This is a genomic window from Delftia sp. UME58, from assembly GCF_014170385.1.
Taxonomy (GTDB): Bacteria; Pseudomonadota; Gammaproteobacteria; order Burkholderiales; family Burkholderiaceae_C; genus Comamonas; species Comamonas acidovorans.
On the sequence record NZ_LZZV01000090.1, the window covers coordinates 27,042 to 46,118 of the forward strand.

Below are 19,077 nucleotides of genomic sequence, written 5' to 3' on the forward strand. Positions count from 1 at the left end.
GTTCAAGGTGCCTTGCCGAACAGCGCCTCGTGCAGCGGCAGGTAGCTGGCGGGGCTGGCCGCCTCGCGCAGGCGCGGCGCCAGTGCCACCAGCTGGTCGTAGCCCATGGCCGCTTCCACGGCAAGGTTGAGCCGGAACCCCTTCAGGCCCAGGTTGGCCGTGATGGCCACGGCCAGCGGATAGGCGCTGCGATAGCGCGCGGCCAGCGAAGGCTCGGACTGCGCGGGGGCCTCGCCAGCGGAATCGGTGGACAAAGCCGCTGCAGCAGGCGCGGCAGGGACCGACGGCACCGCAACGGCCACCACGCCCAGCCGGGGCTCGGCCGCGTCGCGCGGAGCCAGCCATTCGCGCTCCACCAGCGCCAGGATCTCGTCCTGAGTCACGCCCATTCCGGCGACGGCCTGCAGCACCTGCGCCAGGCTGCGTTGCCCGTCAAACAGCAAAAAGGCCGAGCGCAACCGGGGCGAGAGATCGGCATGGCGTTCCTTGAATGCCTGTTGGCCGGCGGACGTTTTCACAAAATGCATGGCGGACGGGATTCTCTGCAAGGGATCGGATCGGACACGGCTCGCAGCGTGTCATGAGCCTCCGGCTCCCAAAAGCGGGTTTTCCAGCACGCGAGGGCTTCAGTGGGGCCGGCAATGATCCAGATCTGCCATAAGCACAAAAACGGGACAGAAAATGGCCGTCCCCACGCCAGGCGCCCGCTGCCTGTCAGGACACGTTTGCGGGCACGGAACGCACCGGTGCCCGGCGGCGCGGGTCCAGGCAGCTGACCAGCCAGGTCACCAGCAGGCCGGCCGGCACGCCGAAGGCGCCCGAGGAAATCGGCTGTATGCCCCACCACAGGCGGGCGTGCAGCGCTTCGGGCAGCACGGGCTGCAGTGCCGGCACATGCGAGACCATGTAGTACAGCGTGACGCCCAGCCCGGCCAGCATGCCGGCCACGGCGCCCCGGCGCGTGGTGCCACGCCAGAAGATGCCCAGCACCATGGCGGGCACGAAGGCCGAGGCCGCCAGCGAGAACGATGCCGTGACCATGGGCAGGATGTCCGAGGAACGGCGCGAGGCCACGAAGGCGGCCGACAGCGCCATCACCAGCAGCGCGAACTTGGACAGGATCACGCGCTGCTCGGGCGAGGCGCGGCGGCGGCGCTCGCGAAAGTACAGGTCGCGCACCAGCGCGTTGCTGATGGTCAGCAGCAGTCCATCGGCCGTGGACAGCGCCGCTGCCAGGCCGCCGGCCGCCACCAGACCAGAGACCACGTAGGGCATGCCGCCCAGCTCGGGCGTGGCCAGCATGATGAGGTCGGCGCCCATGCGGATCTCGCCGAACTGCAGGACACCATCGCCGTTGACATCCTCCACCGCAAGCAATGAAGCATCCACCCGGGCCCACTGCGCCATCCAGTTGGGCAACTCATCAAAGCGGATGCCCACGAGGTTGTTCATGACCTCGAACTTGACCAGCACGGCCAGGGCCGGCGCGCTCATGTACAGCACGCCGATGAAGAACAGCGTCCAGCCCACCGAAGCCCGCGCCCCCGACACCGAGGGCGCCGTGTAGTAGCGCGTGAGCAGGTGCGGCAGGCCGGCCGTGCCGGCCATGAGGCAGAACATCAGCGCCAGGAAGTTGCGCCGGCTGTCCTCGTAGATCTGCTGTTCCTGGGGTGATCCGTCGGGATTGCCGGCGAATGGCAGGCTGTGCAGCGGAATGCCGCCCAGCGGCTTCTCGCGCTCGCGCATTTCCAGCAGCTGGCGTGTCCACAGCGCGCGCGCGGCGGCTTCGTCGCGCGGCATGGCGGCCAGTTCGCGGCTGGCGGTCATGATGGCGCCGATATCGCCGCTGCGCGTGCGCAGATCACGTATGCGCTCGGCCAGCTCCTGGCGCTCGGCGGCCAGCACGCGCGCCACGTCCTTGAGCTTGTCCTCCAGCACCTCGGCGCGCAGGCGGTAGGCGGCGATCACCTCCTGCTCGGCCGGCGAGTCCAGCAGGCGCTGCTCCATCTCCGCAATCTGGCTGAGCTGGGCCGTATAGGCCAGCGGCGCCACGGGATTGCCCATCTGCCGGTAGGCCAGCCAGGACACGGGGATCAGAAAGGCCAGCAGGATGACCACGTACTGCGCGACCTGGGTCCAGGTGATGGCACGCATGCCGCCCAGGAACGAGCACAGCAGCACGCCCCCCAGGCCCAGCATGATGCCGATCTCGAACTGCACGCCCGTCAGCCGCGAAGCGATCAGCCCCACGCCGTAGATCTGCGCCACCACATAGGTGAACGAGCAGATCACGGCCGCCAGCGCCGCGATCACGCGCGGCCAGCGCCCGCCGTAGCGCTGCTGGAAGAAATCGGGAATGGTGTAGAGCTGCATCGCCCGCAGGTGCGGCGCGATCAGCATGGCAACCAGGCAAAAGCCGCCCGTCCAGCCCAGCAGGTAGGCCAGCCCGCCGGCCTGGCCCGGCACGCCGGCAAAGCCCTGCAGGTACAGCGCCCCCGACAGGCTGATGAACGAGGCCGCGCTGACCCAGTCCGCCGCAGCCGCCATGCCGTTGTAGAAGGGCGGAATGCGCCGGCCAGCGACGTAGTACTCCTCGGGGTCGCTGGTGCGCAGGTACACGCCGATGGCCGCGTAGACCATGACGGTGAAGAACAGGAAGATGGGGCCTATCCAGTGGCGGGACAGGCCTTGCTGCTCGGCCCAGAACATGAGGGCCAGAAAGCCCAGTACACCAAGCGTGTACAGGGCCACGATGCGGTGCAGCCGCCAGTGGGAGGCCGCCGTCAGCGGTGCGCGCTCAGCCATGGCCGGGAGGCGATGGCGGTGCGGACGGTTGCGTATCGGCCGATGGGGATGCGGGAGCCGGTGCCGTCGCAAAAGCGGCCCGGGCCTCGCGGCGCTCGAAATGGTCCATGGACAGACAATAGACGATGACGATGGCCAGGAACATCAGGACTGCCCCCTGGGCCGCGAACCAGTAGGCCAGCGGCCAGTCGGGCATCAGCGCCTGCAGGTCGCGTGCGTAGTAGCAGGCGCCAAAGGATACGGCGACCCAGACCGCGAACAGCACGGCCTTGAGCCACAGATGGCGGATGTCGTGCAGGTCGGGGGCGAAGGTCTCGCCTTCGGACGGTCCCCCGACCGCGTCGTCATGCAAGTGCGCTTTCGGCGTATGCATGGCGACGCTGCCAGCCCTTACTGCGCCAGGCGCTGCCAGGTGGCGACCACGCTGTCGGGGTTCAGCGAGATGGAGGCAATGCCTTCGTCAGCCAGCCATTGGGCGAAGTCCGGGTGGTCCGAAGGGCCCTGACCGCAGATGCCCACGTACTTGCCCTGATCCAGGCAGGCCTTGATGGCGCGCGACAGCATCTTGCGCACGGCCGGGTCGCGCTCGTCGAAGTCGGCAGCCAGCAGCTCCAGGCCGGAGTCGCGGTCCAGGCCCAGCGTCAGCTGGGTCAGGTCGTTGGAGCCGATGGAGAAGCCGTCGAAGAACTCGAGGAACTCGTCGGCCAGGATGGCGTTGGAGGGCACCTCGCACATCATGATGAGCTTGAGTTCGTTGTCGCCGCGCTTGAGGCCGTTGGCCGCCAGCAGCTGGGTGACGCGCTCGGCCTGCTTGAGCGTGCGCACGAAGGGGATCATGATCTGCACGTTGGTCAGGCCCATGTCCTCGCGCACGCGGCGCAGTGCCTCGCACTCCATGCGGAAGGCCTCGCCGAAGTCCTCGGAGATGTAGCGCGCGGCGCCACGGAAGCCCAGCATGGGGTTCTCTTCCTCGGGCTCGTAGCGGCTGCCGCCGATGAGCTTGCGGTACTCGTTGGACTTGAAGTCCGACATGCGCACGATGACGGGCTTGGGCCAGAAGGCCGCGGCGATCGTTGCCACGCCTTCGGCGACCTTGTCCACGTAGAAGGCGCGCGGCGAGGCATGGCCGCGGGCCACGGACTCGACGGCCTTCTTGAGGTCGGCATCGACGGCCGGGTAGTCCAGGATGGCCTTGGGGTGCACGCCGATGTTGTTGTTGATGATGAACTCCAGGCGGGCCAGGCCCACACCCTCGTTGGGCAGCTGGGCGAAGTCGAAGGCCAGCTGGGGGTTGCCCACGTTCATCATGATCTTGGTCTTGATGGCGGGCATCTCGCCACGCTGCACCTCGGTGACCTCGGTCTCGATCAGGCCGTCATAGATCTTGCCGGTATCGCCTTCGGCGCAGCTCACGGTGACCAGGGTGCCGTCCTTGAGCAGGTCGGTGGCGTTGCCGCAGCCGACCACGGCCGGAATGCCCAGTTCGCGCGCAATGATGGCCGCGTGGCAGGTACGGCCGCCACGGTTGGTGACGATGGCCGAGGCGCGCTTCATCACCGGCTCCCAGTTGGGATCGGTCATGTCGGTCACCAGCACATCGCCGGGCTGGACCTGGTCCATGTTGGCGATGTCATTGACCAGGCGCACGGGGCCCGTGCCGATCTTCTGGCCAATGGCGCGGCCTTCGGCCAGCACATTGCCCGTGCCCTTGAGCGCGTAGCGCTGCTCGGCCTGGCCCTTGGCCTGGCTCTTCACGGTCTCGGGGCGGGCCTGCAGGATGTAGAGCTGGCCGTCCGTGCCGTCCTTGCCCCACTCGATGTCCATGGGGCGGCCATAGTGCTGCTCGATGACCAGGGCATAGTGGGCCAGCTGCTGCACGTCCTCATCGGAAAGCGAGTAGCGGTTGCGCAGCTCATGGGCCACGTCGGTGGTCTTGACCAGGCGGCCGCTGGCGGCCTTTTCCTCGGGCGAGGCAAAGACCATCTGGATCAGCTTGGAGCCCAGGTTGCGGCGGATCAGGGCCTTCTTGCCGGCCTTGAGCATGGGCTTGTGCACATAGAACTCGTCAGGATTGACGGCGCCCTGCACCACGGTCTCGCCCAGGCCGTAGCTGGAGGTGATGAAGACCACTTCCTCGAAGCCCGATTCGGTGTCGATGGTGAACATCACGCCGGCCGCGCCCAGGTCGGAGCGCACCATGCGCTGCACGCCGGCCGACAGGGCCACCACGTCGTGGGCAAAGCCCTTGTGCACGCGGTAGGAGATGGCGCGGTCGTTGTACAGCGAGGCGAAGACTTCCTTCATCTTGTGCAGCACCGACTCGATGCCCACCACGTTCAGGAAGGTTTCCTGCTGCCCTGCGAACGAGGCGTCGGGCAGGTCTTCGGCCGTGGCCGAGGAGCGCACGGCGAACGAGGCCGCCTCGTTGCCACCTTGCAGGCGCACGAATTCCTCGCGGATGGCCTGCTCCAGATCGGCCGGGAAGGGCTGGTTCTCGACCAGGGCACGGATTTCGGCACCGACCTGGGCCAGGGCGCGGACATCTTCCACATCCAGGGCGGCCAGCTTGGCGCTGATCTTGTCGGCCAGGCCGTCATGGGCCAGGAACTGGCGGAAGGCGTGGGCCGTGGTGGCAAAGCCCGTGGGAACGCGCACGCCCTGCGGCAGCTGCGAGATCATTTCGCCGAGCGAGGCGTTCTTGCCGCCTACGGACTCGACATCGGTCATCCTCAGTTGTTCAAACGGAACGACGAGGGCGGTGGCCTCGAACAGTTGAGACATGGGAAAGCTCCAGAAGTTGAAAACCGTCGTGCGCCGCCCCGGCTGCCAAAGCCGGGCACGGTCGATCCACCCACGCAGGCATGCGCGAGGCTTTGCTGTTCTGGTTGGAGGCCGGCAGCGAGCATGGATGGGAAATTGGGAATAATGGGCGCCATTGTAGGCGTTTGCCGTGAACCGACGGCAGCCCCCCTGTCCAGAGTCCGACCACCATGCACACCCACACCATCTTCGTCATCTCCGATGGCACTGGCATTACAGCCGAGACCTTCGGCACGGCCATCATGGCCCAGTTCGACACCAAGTCGCGCCTGGTCCGCATCCCCTTCGTGGACACCATGGACAAGGTCCACCAGGCCGTGCGCCAGATCAACCATGTGGCCGAGTCGGAAAGCCACAAGCCCATCGTCTTCACCACCCTGGTCAACCAGGACATGCTCGACCTGATCGAGAGCCAGTGCAAGGGCAAGGTGTTCGACATGTTCGGCACCTTCGTGCGGCCGCTGGAGCTGGAGCTGGGCCAGAAATCGCTGCACCGCGTGGGCCGCTTCGCCGACATCAGCGAGAGCAAGGAATACCTGGAGCGCATGGAGGCCATCAACTACACGCTGGCCCATGACGACGGCCAGACCCACCAGGACCTGACGGGCGCCGACGTGATCCTGGTGGGCGTCTCGCGCAGCGGCAAGACCCCCACCAGCCTGTACCTGGCCATGCAGTTCGGCCTCAAGGTGGCCAACTACCCGCTGATCCCCGAGGATTTCGAGCGCAAGCAACTGCCGCCCGCCCTGGTGCCCTCGCGCAAGAAGCTGTTCGGCCTGACCATCGATCCGCAGCGCCTGTCCAGCATCCGCAACGAACGCCGGCCCGACTCCAAGTACGCCAGCCTCGTCAATTGCCGCTACGAGGTGGCCGAGGCCGAATCCATGATGCGCCGCAGCGGCATACCGTGGCTGTCGAGCACGACCAAGTCCATCGAGGAAATCGCCACCACCATCCTGCAGGAGGTGCTGCCCCAGCACCTGGGGCACTAGCCTCCCCTGCGCTGCTCAGGCCGGGACGTTCCAGCGCAGCATGGGCTGCTGCGGCAGCGTCTCGACCAGGTAGTCCACCAGGGCACGCACCTTGGTCGGCACGTACTGGCGGTCGCGAAAGCAGGCGAAGAAATCCAGCGTGGTGTCCTCGAAATGCAGCTGCCCCTTGCGGGCCGGGCCCAGGGCCAGCGGCTGCAGCAGCCCCTCGCGCATGTAGCGGTGGGCGATGAAGCTGCCGATCCAGACAATGCCGCCCCCGGCCACGGCCATCTCGGTCAGGGCATCCACGTCGCTGGCGATGGCGGTCACGCGCAGCTGCGGGTCCACGCGCTTGCCATCGCGCGAAAACGGCCAGCGCATGAAACGGCCATCGGCCTCGCGCCGGTACAGCAGGCAGGCATGGCCGAGCAGGTCCTGCGCGGTCTGCGGCCTGCCGTGGGCCTGCAGGTAGGCCGGCGAGGCGCACAGCACGCGCGGCACGGCCGCCAGTTGGCGCACGGCCATGCCGGGCTCCAGCACATCGCGGTAACGCACGCTGATGTCCACGTCCTCCTTGAGCACATCCACCTGCCGATCCACCACCAGCAATTCCAGCTCCAGCCGGGGATGCTGGGCGGCAAAGGCCGGCAGCAGCGGCGCCAGCACATGGCGGCCAAAGGCAGCCATGCAGGCGATGCGCAGTCGGCCCTGCAACTGGCCGTGCAGCTGGGAGAGGTCGGACTGCGCTTTTTCCAGCTCCTGCAGCACGGGGCCCACGCGCGCCAGATAGCGCTCGCCCGCCTCGGTCAACGCCATGGAACGCGTGGTGCGCGTGATCAGCCGCGTCCCCAGCTCGCGCTCCAGCCGGGCGATGTTCTGGCTGGCCGCCGCCGGAGAAATGCCCAGCTGGCGCGCGGCCGAGGCAATGGAGCCGCCTTCAAGGGCTTTGACGAAGGTTTCGATGGAGCGCAGATTAGGCACAAAAACCTATGGATGAAAAATCAATTCATCAATATAGCTTACGAGTACACCAAGCTGCGGCCCTCTACACGGCGGCCCGGGCCTTGCCTACAGTTGCGCACTTGCCGCGCCGAATCGACGAGCGGCCCGACCGGACCTGCCTTCATGCCAGATACCTCTGCCTCCATCGCTCCCGCAACCCCATCAGCGCCGAGCCGCCGCAAGCTGCACCGCCGCTTCGCTCCCATCGTCTTTGCCTTCTACATGTCGGCAATCATGGCGTTTCTGATGTGCTGCGCCATCGTCGGCGCCAACAGCGGCCTGGGCGCCGACTACCTGCGGCGCGTGATACAGGCCTATGTGCTGGCCATGCCCGTGGCCTTTGTCTGCGTGATGGTGGTGCGCCCGCTGGTGGGCAAGCTGGTGGCCGCCACCGTGCATCCCTGATGCGGCCGGGCGCTGGGCCGGACCTTTCTTTTCAGGGCCTGGGTGCGCTCAGGCCAGCGCCTGCGCTGCCAGGCGCGGCAGGCCCGCCACCAGTTCGCGCCAGCCGGGCAGCTCGGCCCGGCCCGGCTTGCGCTCGCCAAAGAACATGGCCATCAGGTCGCCCTGGGCATCGAAGGCCTCGACCGAGGTGACCACGCCATCGGCCGTGGGCTTTTGCACGGCCCAGACGCTGGCGATCAGGTCGCAGCGCAGATGCAGGTTGAAACCCGGGTCCATGACATTGATCCACTGTGCGCCGCCGGGCGTGTCCATGGGCTGGATGTTGTGCACGGGGCCGGTGTGGATCTGGATGCAGCCGCCGCTGTCCACGAAGACCATGATGGGCAGGCCGTCCATGGCCGCATCGCCCAGCAACTGGGCCACGGACTCGGGCGCCAGCCGCGCGCAGTGGCCGGGCACCAGGCGGAAGGCCTGCTGGCGCTCGGCGCCAAACCGGCACAGCAGGTCGAAGAATTCATGCGTGTCCTGCATGACGGCCCAGGCAGTGCTCAGGCCGGGCACGTCGATGGCCTCGTCGGCCTGCGGCAGCGCACGCGGGCGAGCATGGCGGAACAGGTAGCCAGCGCTGGGCTCGGCGAAACGCTGCACCAGCGCCTCCCATGCCTGCAGGTCGGTGGACTCGCGCGCATGGACCTTGTGCACGGCACGGCCCTGCGCATTGAAGAACTGCAGGCTGCGCATGGCCGGCCTGCCGGCCTGGGCAGCCTGTTCGGTCACGGCATAGCCGGCATGCCATTGGGCAAAGAACATTCGCAGGTCGATGTCGCGGCCCAGGGCAAGACCCACGCCGCCGTTGGCCGAAAGCTTCTGGTAGACCCCGGTCTTTTCGTGGACCGCGGACTCGTTGCGCGTCAGCGCCATCACGGGGCCGCAGTCCTGCAAGCCCTTCAGGATGGCCAGCCATTCGGCGCGCAGCGGCACGGCCTGGAGGTTGCCCTCATGCTGGCCCGCATGCGCGGCAATGGCGGCGCCTTCCGGCAGGCCCAGGGAATCGGCGGCCTCCTTGGCGCGCAGGCCATCCTGGCGCGCCCGCGCAAAGCGCTGGCGGACTGCGGGGGCATCGACGGGAATCAGGCGTCCGCCCTCCTCGGCATCGTGGACGGCGCTGCTCATTGCAGGGTGTCCAGCGGTGCGTGCCAGAGCGCATGGGGCACCGGCTGGGCTGCATGGGCTGCATGGGCTAAATCGGCTGCATGGGCTCCGGGCAGGGGCACTCCGGCCTCGGGCACGGCGCGGTGCGAGCGCGACGGCGCGCCCGCATCGGCCACCGCCTGCCAGCGTTGCTGCAGCCGCCCCAGCAGGGCGCGCATGTCGTGGGACAAGCCGCCCGCGCAGGCCAGGTTTTCGAGCTGCTCGGCCACCCGGGCGGCCATGGCCGGCCTATGGGTGTCGCAGCAGCCGTGGCCGAAGCCGGTCATCAGGGCCAGCGTGGCAGCCAGCGCGGCCTCGTTCTCGGGCAGCAGGTATTCCTCGTCCTGGGCAAGGTTCTCACTCTTGGATGGATGCATGGGGTTCTCCTTGCGTTTCAGTTGGCAGCGTTGCACATGCATGCGCCCGCGCCCCAGGCGCATGCTTCAGAAATCCTTGACCATCGACACCCGCACATGGCGGCCGGGCTGGCTGTAGGCGTCGGCAATCGCCGTGCTGGCAGCCAGGCCACGCACATCGGCCCAGCGCCAGTACTTCTTGTCGGTCAGGTTGTAGATGCCTGCGTTCAGGCGCAGGTCGGGGCGTATGCGCCACTGGGCGCTCAGGTCGGCCACGGTGGCCGAGGGGCTGAGCCAGGCGGCGCTGCCGTTGGACACGTCGCCGGCCTTCTTGCCGCTCCAGTGCGAGACGTTGAACTGCACGCCCACGGCAGAGTGCTCGTAGCGCACGCCCAGCACAATTTGCTGGGGCGAGATGGTGTCCAGCGGCTTGTCGGACTGCGTGTCCTTGCCATCGGTATAGCCGTAGGCCAGGCGCGTCTGCCAGTCGCCACCGGCCCAGCGGCCCCAGTCGTAGTCGGCCTTGAGTTCGAAGCCGCTGATGCGGGCGCGGCCCACGTTGATGGACTGGTAGATGGCGGGGTTGGCCGCGTTGCCGGGCTGGCCCGAGACCAGTTGCTGGTCGACGATGAAGTCCTTGTAGCGCCCAGTGAACACGGCCGCATCCATGCGCAGCCTGTCCATGCGCCCGCGCAGGCCCAGCTCGAAGGTCTGGCTCTTTTCGGGCCGCAGGTCGGGGTTGGGGATGTTGCGGTAGAACGCCACCGGGTTCTCGAAGAAGGCGTTGATCTGGCCGGCATTGGGCGCCCGGAAACCTGCCGCGTAGTTGCCATAGACGGACCAGGCCGGGCTGGCCTGCAGCATGACGCCCAGCTTGGGCGAGAGCGCGGAGTCGGAGTTGCTGACCACGGTGGGCAGAAAACCGTTCTGCCGGGGCTTGATGCTGTAGTGCTCGGCGCGCAGGCCCGGGGTCACGCTCCAGGGGCCGTTGTGCAGTTCGGCCTGGGCGAACAGGGCGGTGGCGCTTTCGGTGGTGTCGGGGAAGCGCTTGAGCGGGAAGCTCTCGCCCACGGGCGGCGTGATGCCGTTTTGCTCGTTGACCACCTTGTTGCGGAGGTAGTCCAGCCCGTAGGTGAACTTGCCGCTGGCCGAGGAACTCCAGCGCAGCAGGCGGCTGGCCTGGGCGTGCAGCTGGATCGCGTCCTCGTCATAGGTCACGTCGCGCTCGCGGTAGGGCAGGCCGATGCGCGTCTCGGTGACGAATTCGCGCGCGTCGGACTTCTGGTAGCTGGCCATCAGCTGCAGTTCGTCGGCCAGCGCCGTGCCCAGCTGCTGCCACTGGCCCTGCCAGCTGGCCCGCCAGCGCTTCATGTCGGTACGCGAATCCGAGTTGGCCACGGTGGCCGAGCGCGCGGACAGCAGGGCGTAGTCGGCACGCTTGTCCACGTTCTCGAAGGTGAAGACATGCTTTTGCACGGCACTGGGCGTGAAGACCAGGCGGCCCATCAGCGATTCGCTGCGGTCTTTCTCGGGATTGGGCGTGGTGCGCGCCGCGCCCGTCACGTTGTTCGTGCCCATGTTCTCCAGCGCGTGCGAGCGGCCCAGGCCCGCCGACAGCAGCCATGCCCATTCGGGGCTGGCACGGCCCGCCACGGTGGCGCCCAGCTTGCGGCCGTTGTCCGAGCCGTCATGGCCGGCAGCCACGCGGCCGGCGATGCGCTTGTCCTTGCCCAGCAGATCGTCCGGCTGCACGGTCACGAAGTTGACCAGGCCGCCCATGCCGTCCGAGCCATAGAGCGCGGGCGTGGAGCCGCGCAGGATTTCCACGCGCTGCACCAGGCCCAGGTCCAGGTAGTCGCGGCCGAAGCTGTTGGCGCTGAAGCTGTAGCTGCGCGGCAGGCGCACGCCATCGACCAGCATGAGCACGCGGTTGCCATCCAGGCCACGGATGTTGAAGCCGCTGTTCTGGTCGCGCCCGGCCGGAGAGGCCGCCAGCGAGAAGCGGGCCGGGGCACGCGGCACCTCCACATTGGGCAGCAGGTTGACCATCTCGCGGATGTCGCTGGCCTGCTCGCGTTCCATGCGGTCGGCGTCGATCACGTCGATGCTCATGGGCAGGATGTCGGGGTCCTGCACCTCGCGCGAGGCGCTGATCACCATCTCCTTGAGGGCCGGGGCACGGGTCCGTGCCCCGGACGCGGCCTGCGCCAGCAATTGCGTCTCGGCGTCTGCGGCGGCCTGCCCCGGCTCCTGTGCCACGGCGATGGAGGCACACAGCAGCGCACAGGCTGCGGCCAGTGGACGGCGCGCCAGCAAGGCGCGTGGTTGCGTCGCGAAGATGTCAGCCATTCCAGAAACCCTCTCTCTGATCGACATGGATTTGCGAGAGCTGGCTTCTGGTTGCAGCAGCTGGCGGACGGCCCGCCAGCCGTTGGCGCGTCATGTGCTGGCTGGATGAAGAAAAATTATATGCGAATAGTTCTCATTTATTGGTTTGACTTGGCGCATGGAACCCGGAACAAACCCTGCTGGCGCCGCGTGCCGCCAGGCAGCCATCGGTACGACACGCGCAGCGACAAGGCCCGCGCCTGAAGCCGCAGGCATGAAAAATGGAACCCGCACTCCCCTTGCCGCGCAAGGTCTTCTGCCCCTGGCCGGGCAATGAAAAAAGGGCCCGGATGCCTTGGCATCCGGGCCCTTTCCATGGCCTGCTCCGCGCCATGGCGCAGCAGCGGCTGGTCAGCAGCTGGTCAGTGGCGGATCAGGTGGTCGAAGGCCGACAGCGCGGCGGTGGAGCCGGCGCCGGCAGCGATGATGATCTGCTTGTACGGCACGTTGGTGCAGTCGCCTGCGCCGAACACGCCGGGCACGCTGGTGTGGCCCTTGGCGTCGATCACGATCTCGCCGAAGCGCGTCAGCTCCACCGTGCCCTTGAGCCAGTCGGTGTTGGGCAGCAGGCCGATCTGCACGAAGATGCCTTCCAGCGCCACGGTCTTGACCTCTTCCGTCGTGCGGTCCTTGTAGGTCAGGCCGGTGACCTTCTTGCCATCGCCGTTGACCTCGGTGGTCTGGGCGTTGAGGATGACGGTCACATTGGGCAGGCTCTTGAGCTTCTTCTGCAGCACGGCATCGGCCTTGAGTTCGCCGGCGAACTCCAGCAGCGTCACGCTGCGCACGATGCCGGCCAGGTCGATGGCCGCTTCCACGCCCGAGTTGCCGCCGCCGATCACGGCCACATTCTTGCCCTTGAACAGCGGGCCGTCGCAGTGCGGGCAGTAGGTCACGCCCTTGGTGCGGTACTTGTCCTCGCCCGGCACGTTCATGTTGCGCCAGCGCGCGCCGGTCGAGAGGATGACGGTCTTGGCCTTGAGGCTGGCGCCCGAGGCGGTCTGCACCTCGATCAGCCCGTCTTCCGTGGCAGCCGGGATCAGTTTGGACGCCGTCTGCAGGTTCATGATGTCCACCTCATAGTCGCGCACATGGCGCTCCATGGCGGCGGCCAGTTGCGGGCCTTCGGTCTTGGAGACCGAGATGAAGTTCTCGATGTCCACGGTGTCCAGCACCTGGCCGCCGAAGCGCTCGGCGGCAATGCCGGTGCGGATGCCCTTGCGCGCCGCATAGATGGCAGCGGCCGCGCCGGCGGGGCCACCACCGACGATCAGCACATCGAAGGCGTCCTTGGCGGAAATCTTGGCCGCTTCACGCGAAGCGGCGCCGGTGTCGACCTTGGCCACGATCTCGGCCAGTTCCATGCGGCCCTGGCCGAAGCGCTGGCCGTTGACGAAGACGGTGGGCACGCCCATGACTTCGCGCTGCTCGACCTCCTTCTGGAACAGCCCGCCGTCGATGGCGGTGTGGCTGATCTTGGGATTGAGCACGGACATCAGGTTCAGCGCCTGCACCACGTCGGGACAGTTGTGGCAGGACAGCGAGTAATAGGTCTCGAAGTGCAGCGGCACGTCGATATTGCGCACCTGCTCCAGCAGCTCGGCCGATTCCTTGGACGGATGGCCGCCGACCTGCAGCAGGGCCAGCACCAGCGAGGTGAATTCATGGCCCAGGGGGACGCCTGCGAAACGCACGCCGCTGTCCACGCCGGGATTGGTGATCAGGAACGAGGGCTTGCGCACCTCGGCGTCGTTGTGCTCGACGACGGTGATCTTGTCGCTCAGCTCGCGGATTTCCAGCAGCAGTTCCTTCAGCTCGCGCGCACCCTGGCTGTCATCCAGCGAAGCCACCAGCTCCACCGGACGCTGCAGGCGCTCCAGGTAGGCCTGCAATTGGGCTTTCAGGTTGTTGTCAAGCATGTCGGACTCCTAGGGAAATACGAATTTTCGGAAAAAAAAGCCCGGGCGCCAGGCACCCGGGCGTCTTCAACAGTTCAACTGTGAACAGGAAGCGGTGTACCGCTTAGATCTTGCCGACCAGGTCGAGCGAGGGAGCCAGGGTCTTGTCGCCTTCTTCCCACTTGGCGGGGCAGACTTCACCGGGGTGGTTGCGGACGTACTGGGCAGCCTTGACCTTGCGCAGCAGATCGACGGCGTTGCGGCCAATGCCTTCGGCGGTGATTTCCACGGCCTGGATCACGCCATCGGGGTCGACGATGAAGGTGCCACGGTCAGCAAGGCCCTGGCCGGGACGCAGGACTTCGAAGTTGTTGCTGATTTCCCAGGTGGGATCGCCCAGCATCGTGTACTTGATCTTGCGGATGGTGTCCGACGTGTCGTGCCATGCCTTGTGCACGAAGTGGGTGTCGGTGGACACGGAGAAGACTTCCACGCCCAGCTTTTGCAGTTCGTCGTAGTGGTCGGCCACGTCGCCCAGTTCGGTGGGGCACACGAAGGTGAAGTCAGCGGGGTAGAAGAAGAACACGGCCCACTTGCCCAGGACGTCCTTTTCGGTCACTTCGATGAACTTGCCGTTCTTGAAGGCCTGCGTCTTGAAGGGCTTGATTTGGGTGTTGATCACGGACATTGCTGTTTCCTTTGTGGTTGGTGAGTGAACACAGGACGAAGTCTAGGCCCAGGCAGTCAATTGATCCAATGAATTGATTGAATTCATTTGATTGCCAAAAACTATGCGGACATCCTTGTCTCCAGGCCTGCGGGCTTAGCCAACCCGCTAACGGCCTGAAGAGTCTATTTTGGGCCGAAATATGACAAGGCAATGCAGCAACCCCGCAGCCGCGTCGGCCTGCAGGGCCGCGAACGAGAACGCGCCTCATAAGCAGCCAATGCGCGGTAACAGGGGTTTGCTTGATCTGACGCAGAAACCCTAGACAATCCATCCCTATAGCGATCAGCACCCGGCGCGGTCGCCCCACGCACAACAAAGGAGTCCCCCATGCAAGGCGACGCACAAGTCATCACCTGGCTGCAAGCCCAACTCAAGAACGAGCTGACGGCCATCAACCAGTACTTCCTGCACTACCGCATGTACAAGCACTGGGGCTTCGACAAGCTGGCCAAGAAGGAATACAAGGAATCCATCGGCGAGATGAAGCATGCCGACTGGCTCATGGACCGCATCTTCGTGCTCGACGGCCTGCCCAACCTGCAGGACCTGGGCAAGCTGCAAGTCGGCGAGGACGTGCCCGAAGCCCTGGCTTGCGACCTGAGCAGCGAGAAAACCGCGCAGCAGACCATCAAGGACGGCATTGCCCACTGCGAAAGCGTGCGCGACTACGTCTCGCGCGACCTGCTGCAGAAGATCCTGGACGACACCGAGGAGCACATCGACTACCTGGAGACCCAGCTGGACCTGATCGACAAGGTCGGCATCCAGAACTACCTGCAGTCGCAAATGGACGAAGAGTCCTGAGCATCGGACTCAGGGGCGGCGGCACAGGCCGCACCCCGCACTCGAAACGACGGGCCTGTGTGCCCGTTTTTTCATCTTCTGGCCCAGCTATCGGTCACTCGTCGGCATATCGCAGCGGAAACAACAGAAGAAAGGTCGTGCCGGCCTGCGCGGCAGACTGCACCTCGATCGTGGCGTCCAGCAATTCCGCCAGCCGCTTGACGATGGACAGGCCTATCCCCTCGCCTGCACCGCTGCGGTAGCTGGTCGCCGCAACGCCTTGCTGCGGCACGCCCCCGGTGCGGACCTCTCCGGACGCACCCGACGCCAGGTGGCCCGAAGGGTCCATGTCCGTGGCCTGCTTGAGGGCGGCAACCAAGGGCGCCGCAGGCGCCATGCCAGGACCCGTGTCCCCGATGGAGAGCATCCAGCGGCGCCGATCCTCCCCATCGCAAAGAGCCCACTTCACCGTGACACCACCCTCCTGGGTGTACTTGAGCGCGTTGAGTATCAGGTTCTGCGCGATGCGGCGCAGTTTCAAGGCATCCCCTTCCACCGGCATCGTCCCCGGCCCCTGCAGATGCAGGTACAGGCCGCGATCGTTGGCCAGGGCCTGCAGCCCCTCGCACAGATGGGTGATCACCTCGGCTGCGTCAAAGGAGGTCAGCTGGCGATGCTCGCGCCCGGCGTGCAGCTTGGCCAGTTCCGTCACGTCATCCAGCAGATGACGCAGCGACTGGACGTTGCGGTCCAGCATGCGCAGGAGTTTCTCGCGCGAGTGCGCCGGCGCATGCTGCATGCCCAGGCCATGCGTCACATTGGCCACCACGCCGACGTTGCTGCGCAGGTCATGCGCGACCTGCTCCCACAGCTGCGAGCGCTGCAGGTCCAGCGCGCTCACGTCATGCAGCGCCGCTTCCAGGTCCCGCACATGGCCCTCTGCCTCCTGCTGCTGCAGGCGGAAATACTGGGTGCTGCTGTCCTGCACATCGCGCGTATAGGTGGCGGCCCAGGCCTTGCGCGCAACGGGCATGGCGCCATGCGCATCGGGACGCTCCTCGGCATAGGCCTCCAGTTGCGCCACCATGACTTCGTTGAGCAGGCCCAGCTCGCGCACGACTTCATGCAGGTCATAGCCCTGTTGCCAGCGGTGCAGGCCATGGGCGGCGGCCTGCTCGCCATCGACCGGCGGCTCGGCATCGCCTGCCGGGGCACCGCCGAGGGCCCGCAATTGCTGCTCGAACGCGGCCAGCACGGCCGGAATGTGATCGTTCAACTGGGTGCGGGGAAGCGCCTCGCCGGCGGTCAGTGCCGGGTCCCGCCTGACGGCCTTGCGCCATGTCTGCAAGAGTCCTTCGCGCTGCGCCGCGAGGGCATCTGCCAGTATGCAGAGTTCATTTCCTTGGCTTGTCATGGATCGGCATCCGTGGCGGTCTGTAGATAGGGGGAAAATGCGTTGCGCCGATGATGGTAAGGCCAAAAACACGGCCCATCGGGCACGCGCTGGCTCGCCTACAGGCCGGTGGGAAAGTGCACGCCCGCGCGCTGGGCGGCCTGCACGATGTGCGTGGCCATGGCCTGCTGGGCCAGCTCGGGCCGGCCCTGGGACAGGGCATCGATGATGGCGGCATGCTCCTCGGCGGTCGCATGGCGCGCGCCGCGCTTGTAGTACGGCAGGCGCTGGCTTTCCTGCATGACCTCGCCGCTGCCGCGCAGCACGTCGGCAATCGCATGGTTGCCCGAGATGGTGGCGATCTGCAGGTGAAACTCGAAATCCAGGCGCGTGGCCTGCACGAAATCGGCCAGCTCGATGCTCTGCTGCATGGCCTGCAGGTTGGCCTGCAGGGCCGCCACGTCCTCGGGCTGCACCACCAAGGCTGCCAGGCGCGCGACAAAGCCCTCCAGCGCATAGCGCAGCTGATAGACATCGGTGAGCGCATGCGAGTCGGCAAAGCGCCAGGCCTCTGCGGCAGAGGCCGGGGCGTCAGTGGCCTCGGTCACGTACATGCCCTTGCCGGGCCGCGCCACGACCAAGCCCAGCCCCTGCAGCGTGGACAGCGCCTCGCGCAGCGAGGTCCGGCTGATGCCCAGTTGCTCCGACAGGTCGCGCTGCGACGGCAGCAGCGCGCCCACCGGATACACGCCGCCCTCGATCCACTCGCGGATCACGCGGGCGGCATTGCCGGCAACGGCGGTGCTGGAGGAAGGACTGGAAGCGGTGCTGGGTTCCATGCGTTGGCAGGTCTCGGGGTCGGGGGCGGCAGGTGCGCTGATCTTAGCGACTGCGCACCGCTGCCGCATGGTCGTGTGGTCGTGCGGCGTCGGTGCCTCTACTTGTTGACCAGCTTGGCCGGCACCGTATAGGTCAGGAAGGCGCCGAACAGCAGCACGCCGGCCAGCACGAACATGGCGGCATTGGTGCTCTGCGTCGCATCCTTGATGAGGCCGATCATGTAGGGACTGATGAAGCCGGCCAGGTTGGCAAAGGAGTTGATCAGCGCAATGCCGGCTGCCGCACCCGCGCTGGACAGGATGGCCGTGGGCAGGCTCCAGAACAGCGGCGAGGTCGCCAGGCTGCCGCCCGCGGCCAGCGCCAGGGCGGCCAGCGACAGATAGACGTTGCCGCTGAAGATGGCCGACAGCATCAGGCCCGCTGCGCCCACGCAGAACGGCACGATCAGGTGCCAGCGGCGCTCGCGCATGCGGTCCGAACTGCGGCTGACCAGGTTCATGGACACCACGGCCACCGAGAACGGCACGGCCGTCAGCAGGCCGATGTGAAAGGCGCCTTCCACGCCCGACTGGCGGATCAGGCTGGGCAGCCAGAACGTGAGGCCGTACTGGCCCATGACGGTGCAAAAGCAGATCAGGGCCATCTTGATGATGCGCGGGTCGGAGAACAGCGCGCGCAGCGTCACATAGCTATCGCTCTTGCTGGCGTTCTCGCGGGCGATGTTGCGCTCCAGCAGGGTCTTTTCCGCCTCGGTCAACCAGCGGGCGGCGCGGATGCCGTTGTCCAGGTACCAGAGCACGGCCAGGCCCAGGATCAGCGAGGGGATGGCCTCGAGCAGGAACAGCCATTGCCAGCCGCGCAGCCCCGCCACGCCCTGCATCAGGTCCATGATGCCGCCCGACAGCGGGCCGCCCAGGATGCCCGAGACCGGAATCGCGCACATGAACAGCGCCACCATGCGGGCGCGCCGGTACGACGGAAACCAGTAGGTCATGTACAGGATCATGCCGGGGTAGAAGCCCGCCTCGGCCGCGCCCAGCAGAAAGCGCAGCACGTAGAACTGCGTGGGCGTGCTCACGAACATCATGGCCGCCGAGATCAGGCTCCACATGATCATGATCCGCGAGATGGTGGCCTTGGCGCCTATGCGGTGCATCAGCATGTTGCTGGGCACCTCGAAGAAGAAGTAGCCGATGAAGAACAGCCCCGCACCCAGGCCGTACATGGCCTCGCTGAACTGCAGGTCGGCCAGCATGTGCAGCTTGGCGAAGCCCACGTTCACCCGGTCCAGGTAGGCCGCCACATAGCAGGCCATGATGAAGGGCAGCAGGCGCCAGGCCACCTTGCGGTAGACGGCGGCCTCGGCCGGCGTTTCGCTGGCCAGCGCCGGCGCCGCGCCGGCGACCTCGGCAGATGCGGGAAGAGATGACATCAGGGAGTCCTTGGTTGAGGAGTTGCGACCAACTGGTATTACCGGTATGAAATTACGAAGCGA

General features: G+C 66.5%; 16 protein-coding genes. 3 read left to right on the plus strand and 13 right to left on the minus strand.

What is annotated here, in order from left to right; translation table 11 throughout:
* Window positions 1-2: 2 nt before the first annotated feature.
* The 4 genes from A9976_RS22700 to ppsA all read right to left on the minus strand — a co-directional run bounded on the left by A9976_RS22700 (window position 3) and on the right by ppsA (window position 5,586).
* Complete coding sequence (locus A9976_RS22700) at window positions 3-527, minus strand: hypothetical protein (RefSeq protein ID WP_183020878.1); 525 nt, start codon at window positions 525-527, stop codon at window positions 3-5.
* 187 nt (window positions 528-714) lie between these two features.
* Window positions 715-2,805, minus strand: a complete 2,091-nt coding sequence (locus tag A9976_RS22705) for a VC_2705 family sodium/solute symporter (protein WP_183020879.1) — start codon at window positions 2,803-2,805, stop codon at window positions 715-717.
* A complete protein-coding gene (locus tag A9976_RS22710) occupies window positions 2,798-3,178 on the minus strand; it encodes a DUF4212 domain-containing protein (protein WP_012206862.1) in 381 nt (126 codons plus the stop codon). The genes A9976_RS22705 and A9976_RS22710 overlap by 8 nt, the downstream gene beginning before the upstream one ends.
* A 17-nt stretch (window positions 3,179-3,195) precedes the next feature.
* Window positions 3,196-5,586, minus strand: coding sequence for a phosphoenolpyruvate synthase (gene ppsA, locus A9976_RS22715; protein ID WP_183020880.1), 2,391 nt, complete (start codon window positions 5,584-5,586; stop codon window positions 3,196-3,198).
* A 209-nt stretch (window positions 5,587-5,795) separates the two neighbouring features.
* Between ppsA and A9976_RS22720 the strand changes: the two genes are divergently transcribed.
* Window positions 5,796-6,617: a pyruvate, water dikinase regulatory protein gene (locus A9976_RS22720; RefSeq protein WP_012206864.1), complete on the plus strand. Its 822-nt coding sequence runs from the start codon at window positions 5,796-5,798 to the stop codon at window positions 6,615-6,617.
* A 15-nt stretch (window positions 6,618-6,632) separates the two neighbouring features.
* On the opposite strand, the gene A9976_RS22725 is transcribed toward A9976_RS22720, so the two are convergent.
* The gene (locus tag A9976_RS22725; RefSeq protein ID WP_183020881.1) at window positions 6,633-7,577 is read right to left on the minus strand and encodes a LysR family transcriptional regulator; all 945 of its coding nucleotides are present in this window, start codon (window positions 7,575-7,577) and stop codon (window positions 6,633-6,635) included.
* Between the two features lie 144 nt (window positions 7,578-7,721).
* On the opposite strand from A9976_RS22725, the gene A9976_RS22730 reads away from it, so the two are divergent.
* A complete protein-coding gene (locus tag A9976_RS22730) occupies window positions 7,722-8,003 on the plus strand; it encodes a DUF2798 domain-containing protein (RefSeq protein ID WP_183020882.1) in 282 nt (93 codons plus the stop codon).
* A 48-nt stretch (window positions 8,004-8,051) separates the two neighbouring features.
* On the opposite strand, the gene A9976_RS22735 is transcribed toward A9976_RS22730, so the two are convergent.
* The 5 genes from A9976_RS22735 to ahpC all read right to left on the minus strand — a co-directional run bounded on the left by A9976_RS22735 (window position 8,052) and on the right by ahpC (window position 14,524).
* A complete protein-coding gene (locus A9976_RS22735; protein WP_183020883.1) occupies window positions 8,052-9,176 on the minus strand; it encodes a hemin-degrading factor in 1,125 nt (374 codons plus the stop codon).
* Window positions 9,173-9,571 carry a hypothetical protein gene (locus tag A9976_RS22740; RefSeq protein ID WP_259649276.1) on the minus strand — a complete coding sequence of 133 codons (399 nt, stop codon included), beginning with the start codon at window positions 9,569-9,571 and terminating at the stop codon, window positions 9,173-9,175. The genes A9976_RS22735 and A9976_RS22740 overlap by 4 nt, the downstream gene beginning before the upstream one ends.
* Before the next feature lie 66 nt (window positions 9,572-9,637).
* Window positions 9,638-11,899 carry a TonB-dependent hemoglobin/transferrin/lactoferrin family receptor gene (locus A9976_RS22745; RefSeq protein ID WP_183020885.1) on the minus strand — a complete coding sequence of 754 codons (2,262 nt, stop codon included), beginning with the start codon at window positions 11,897-11,899 and terminating at the stop codon, window positions 9,638-9,640.
* 401 nt (window positions 11,900-12,300) lie between these two features.
* A complete protein-coding gene (ahpF, locus tag A9976_RS22750; RefSeq protein ID WP_183020886.1) occupies window positions 12,301-13,857 on the minus strand; it encodes an alkyl hydroperoxide reductase subunit F in 1,557 nt (518 codons plus the stop codon).
* 103 nt (window positions 13,858-13,960) lie between these two features.
* Window positions 13,961-14,524, minus strand: coding sequence for an alkyl hydroperoxide reductase subunit C (ahpC, locus tag A9976_RS22755; RefSeq protein WP_012206871.1), 564 nt, complete (start codon window positions 14,522-14,524; stop codon window positions 13,961-13,963).
* Window positions 14,525-14,893: 369 nt separating this feature from the next.
* On the opposite strand from ahpC, the gene bfr reads away from it, so the two are divergent.
* A complete protein-coding gene (gene bfr / locus A9976_RS22760; RefSeq protein ID WP_016447611.1) occupies window positions 14,894-15,370 on the plus strand; it encodes a bacterioferritin in 477 nt (158 codons plus the stop codon).
* Window positions 15,371-15,464: 94 nt separating this feature from the next.
* Here the strand turns inward: bfr and A9976_RS22765 are convergent, their stop codons facing one another.
* The 3 genes from A9976_RS22765 to A9976_RS22775 all read right to left on the minus strand — a co-directional run bounded on the left by A9976_RS22765 (window position 15,465) and on the right by A9976_RS22775 (window position 19,014).
* A complete protein-coding gene (locus A9976_RS22765; RefSeq protein ID WP_183020887.1) occupies window positions 15,465-16,763 on the minus strand; it encodes a sensor histidine kinase in 1,299 nt (432 codons plus the stop codon).
* A 98-nt stretch (window positions 16,764-16,861) separates the two neighbouring features.
* Window positions 16,862-17,581 carry a FadR/GntR family transcriptional regulator gene (locus A9976_RS22770; RefSeq protein ID WP_183020888.1) on the minus strand — a complete coding sequence of 240 codons (720 nt, stop codon included), beginning with the start codon at window positions 17,579-17,581 and terminating at the stop codon, window positions 16,862-16,864.
* A gap of 98 nt (window positions 17,582-17,679) precedes the next feature.
* A complete protein-coding gene (locus A9976_RS22775) occupies window positions 17,680-19,014 on the minus strand; it encodes an MFS transporter (RefSeq protein WP_183020889.1) in 1,335 nt (444 codons plus the stop codon).
* Window positions 19,015-19,077: the final 63 nt, after the last annotated feature.

Excerpts from the sequence above, each read along its gene's own strand:
- A9976_RS22700 (WP_183020878.1), bottom strand. The coding sequence starts at position 527 with ATGCATTTTGTGAAAACGTCCGCCGGCCAACAGGCATTCAAGGAACGC.
- A9976_RS22705 (WP_183020879.1), bottom strand. The coding sequence starts at position 2,805 with ATGGCTGAGCGCGCACCGCTGACGGCGGCCTCCCACTGGCGGCTGCAC.
- A9976_RS22710 (WP_012206862.1), bottom strand. The coding sequence starts at position 3,178 with ATGCATACGCCGAAAGCGCACTTGCATGACGACGCGGTCGGGGGACCG.
- ppsA (WP_183020880.1), bottom strand. The coding sequence starts at position 5,586 with ATGTCTCAACTGTTCGAGGCCACCGCCCTCGTCGTTCCGTTTGAACAA.
- A9976_RS22720 (WP_012206864.1), top strand. The coding sequence starts at position 5,796 with ATGCACACCCACACCATCTTCGTCATCTCCGATGGCACTGGCATTACA.
- A9976_RS22730 (WP_183020882.1), top strand. The coding sequence starts at position 7,722 with ATGCCAGATACCTCTGCCTCCATCGCTCCCGCAACCCCATCAGCGCCG.
- A9976_RS22735 (WP_183020883.1), bottom strand. The coding sequence starts at position 9,176 with ATGAGCAGCGCCGTCCACGATGCCGAGGAGGGCGGACGCCTGATTCCC.
- A9976_RS22740 (WP_259649276.1), bottom strand. The coding sequence starts at position 9,571 with ATGCATCCATCCAAGAGTGAGAACCTTGCCCAGGACGAGGAATACCTG.
- A9976_RS22745 (WP_183020885.1), bottom strand. The coding sequence starts at position 11,899 with ATGGCTGACATCTTCGCGACGCAACCACGCGCCTTGCTGGCGCGCCGT.
- ahpF (WP_183020886.1), bottom strand. The coding sequence starts at position 13,857 with ATGCTTGACAACAACCTGAAAGCCCAATTGCAGGCCTACCTGGAGCGC.
- ahpC (WP_012206871.1), bottom strand. The coding sequence starts at position 14,524 with ATGTCCGTGATCAACACCCAAATCAAGCCCTTCAAGACGCAGGCCTTC.
- bfr (WP_016447611.1), top strand. The coding sequence starts at position 14,894 with ATGCAAGGCGACGCACAAGTCATCACCTGGCTGCAAGCCCAACTCAAG.
- A9976_RS22765 (WP_183020887.1), bottom strand. The coding sequence starts at position 16,763 with ATGACAAGCCAAGGAAATGAACTCTGCATACTGGCAGATGCCCTCGCG.
- A9976_RS22770 (WP_183020888.1), bottom strand. The coding sequence starts at position 17,581 with ATGGAACCCAGCACCGCTTCCAGTCCTTCCTCCAGCACCGCCGTTGCC.
- A9976_RS22775 (WP_183020889.1), bottom strand. The coding sequence starts at position 19,014 with ATGTCATCTCTTCCCGCATCTGCCGAGGTCGCCGGCGCGGCGCCGGCG.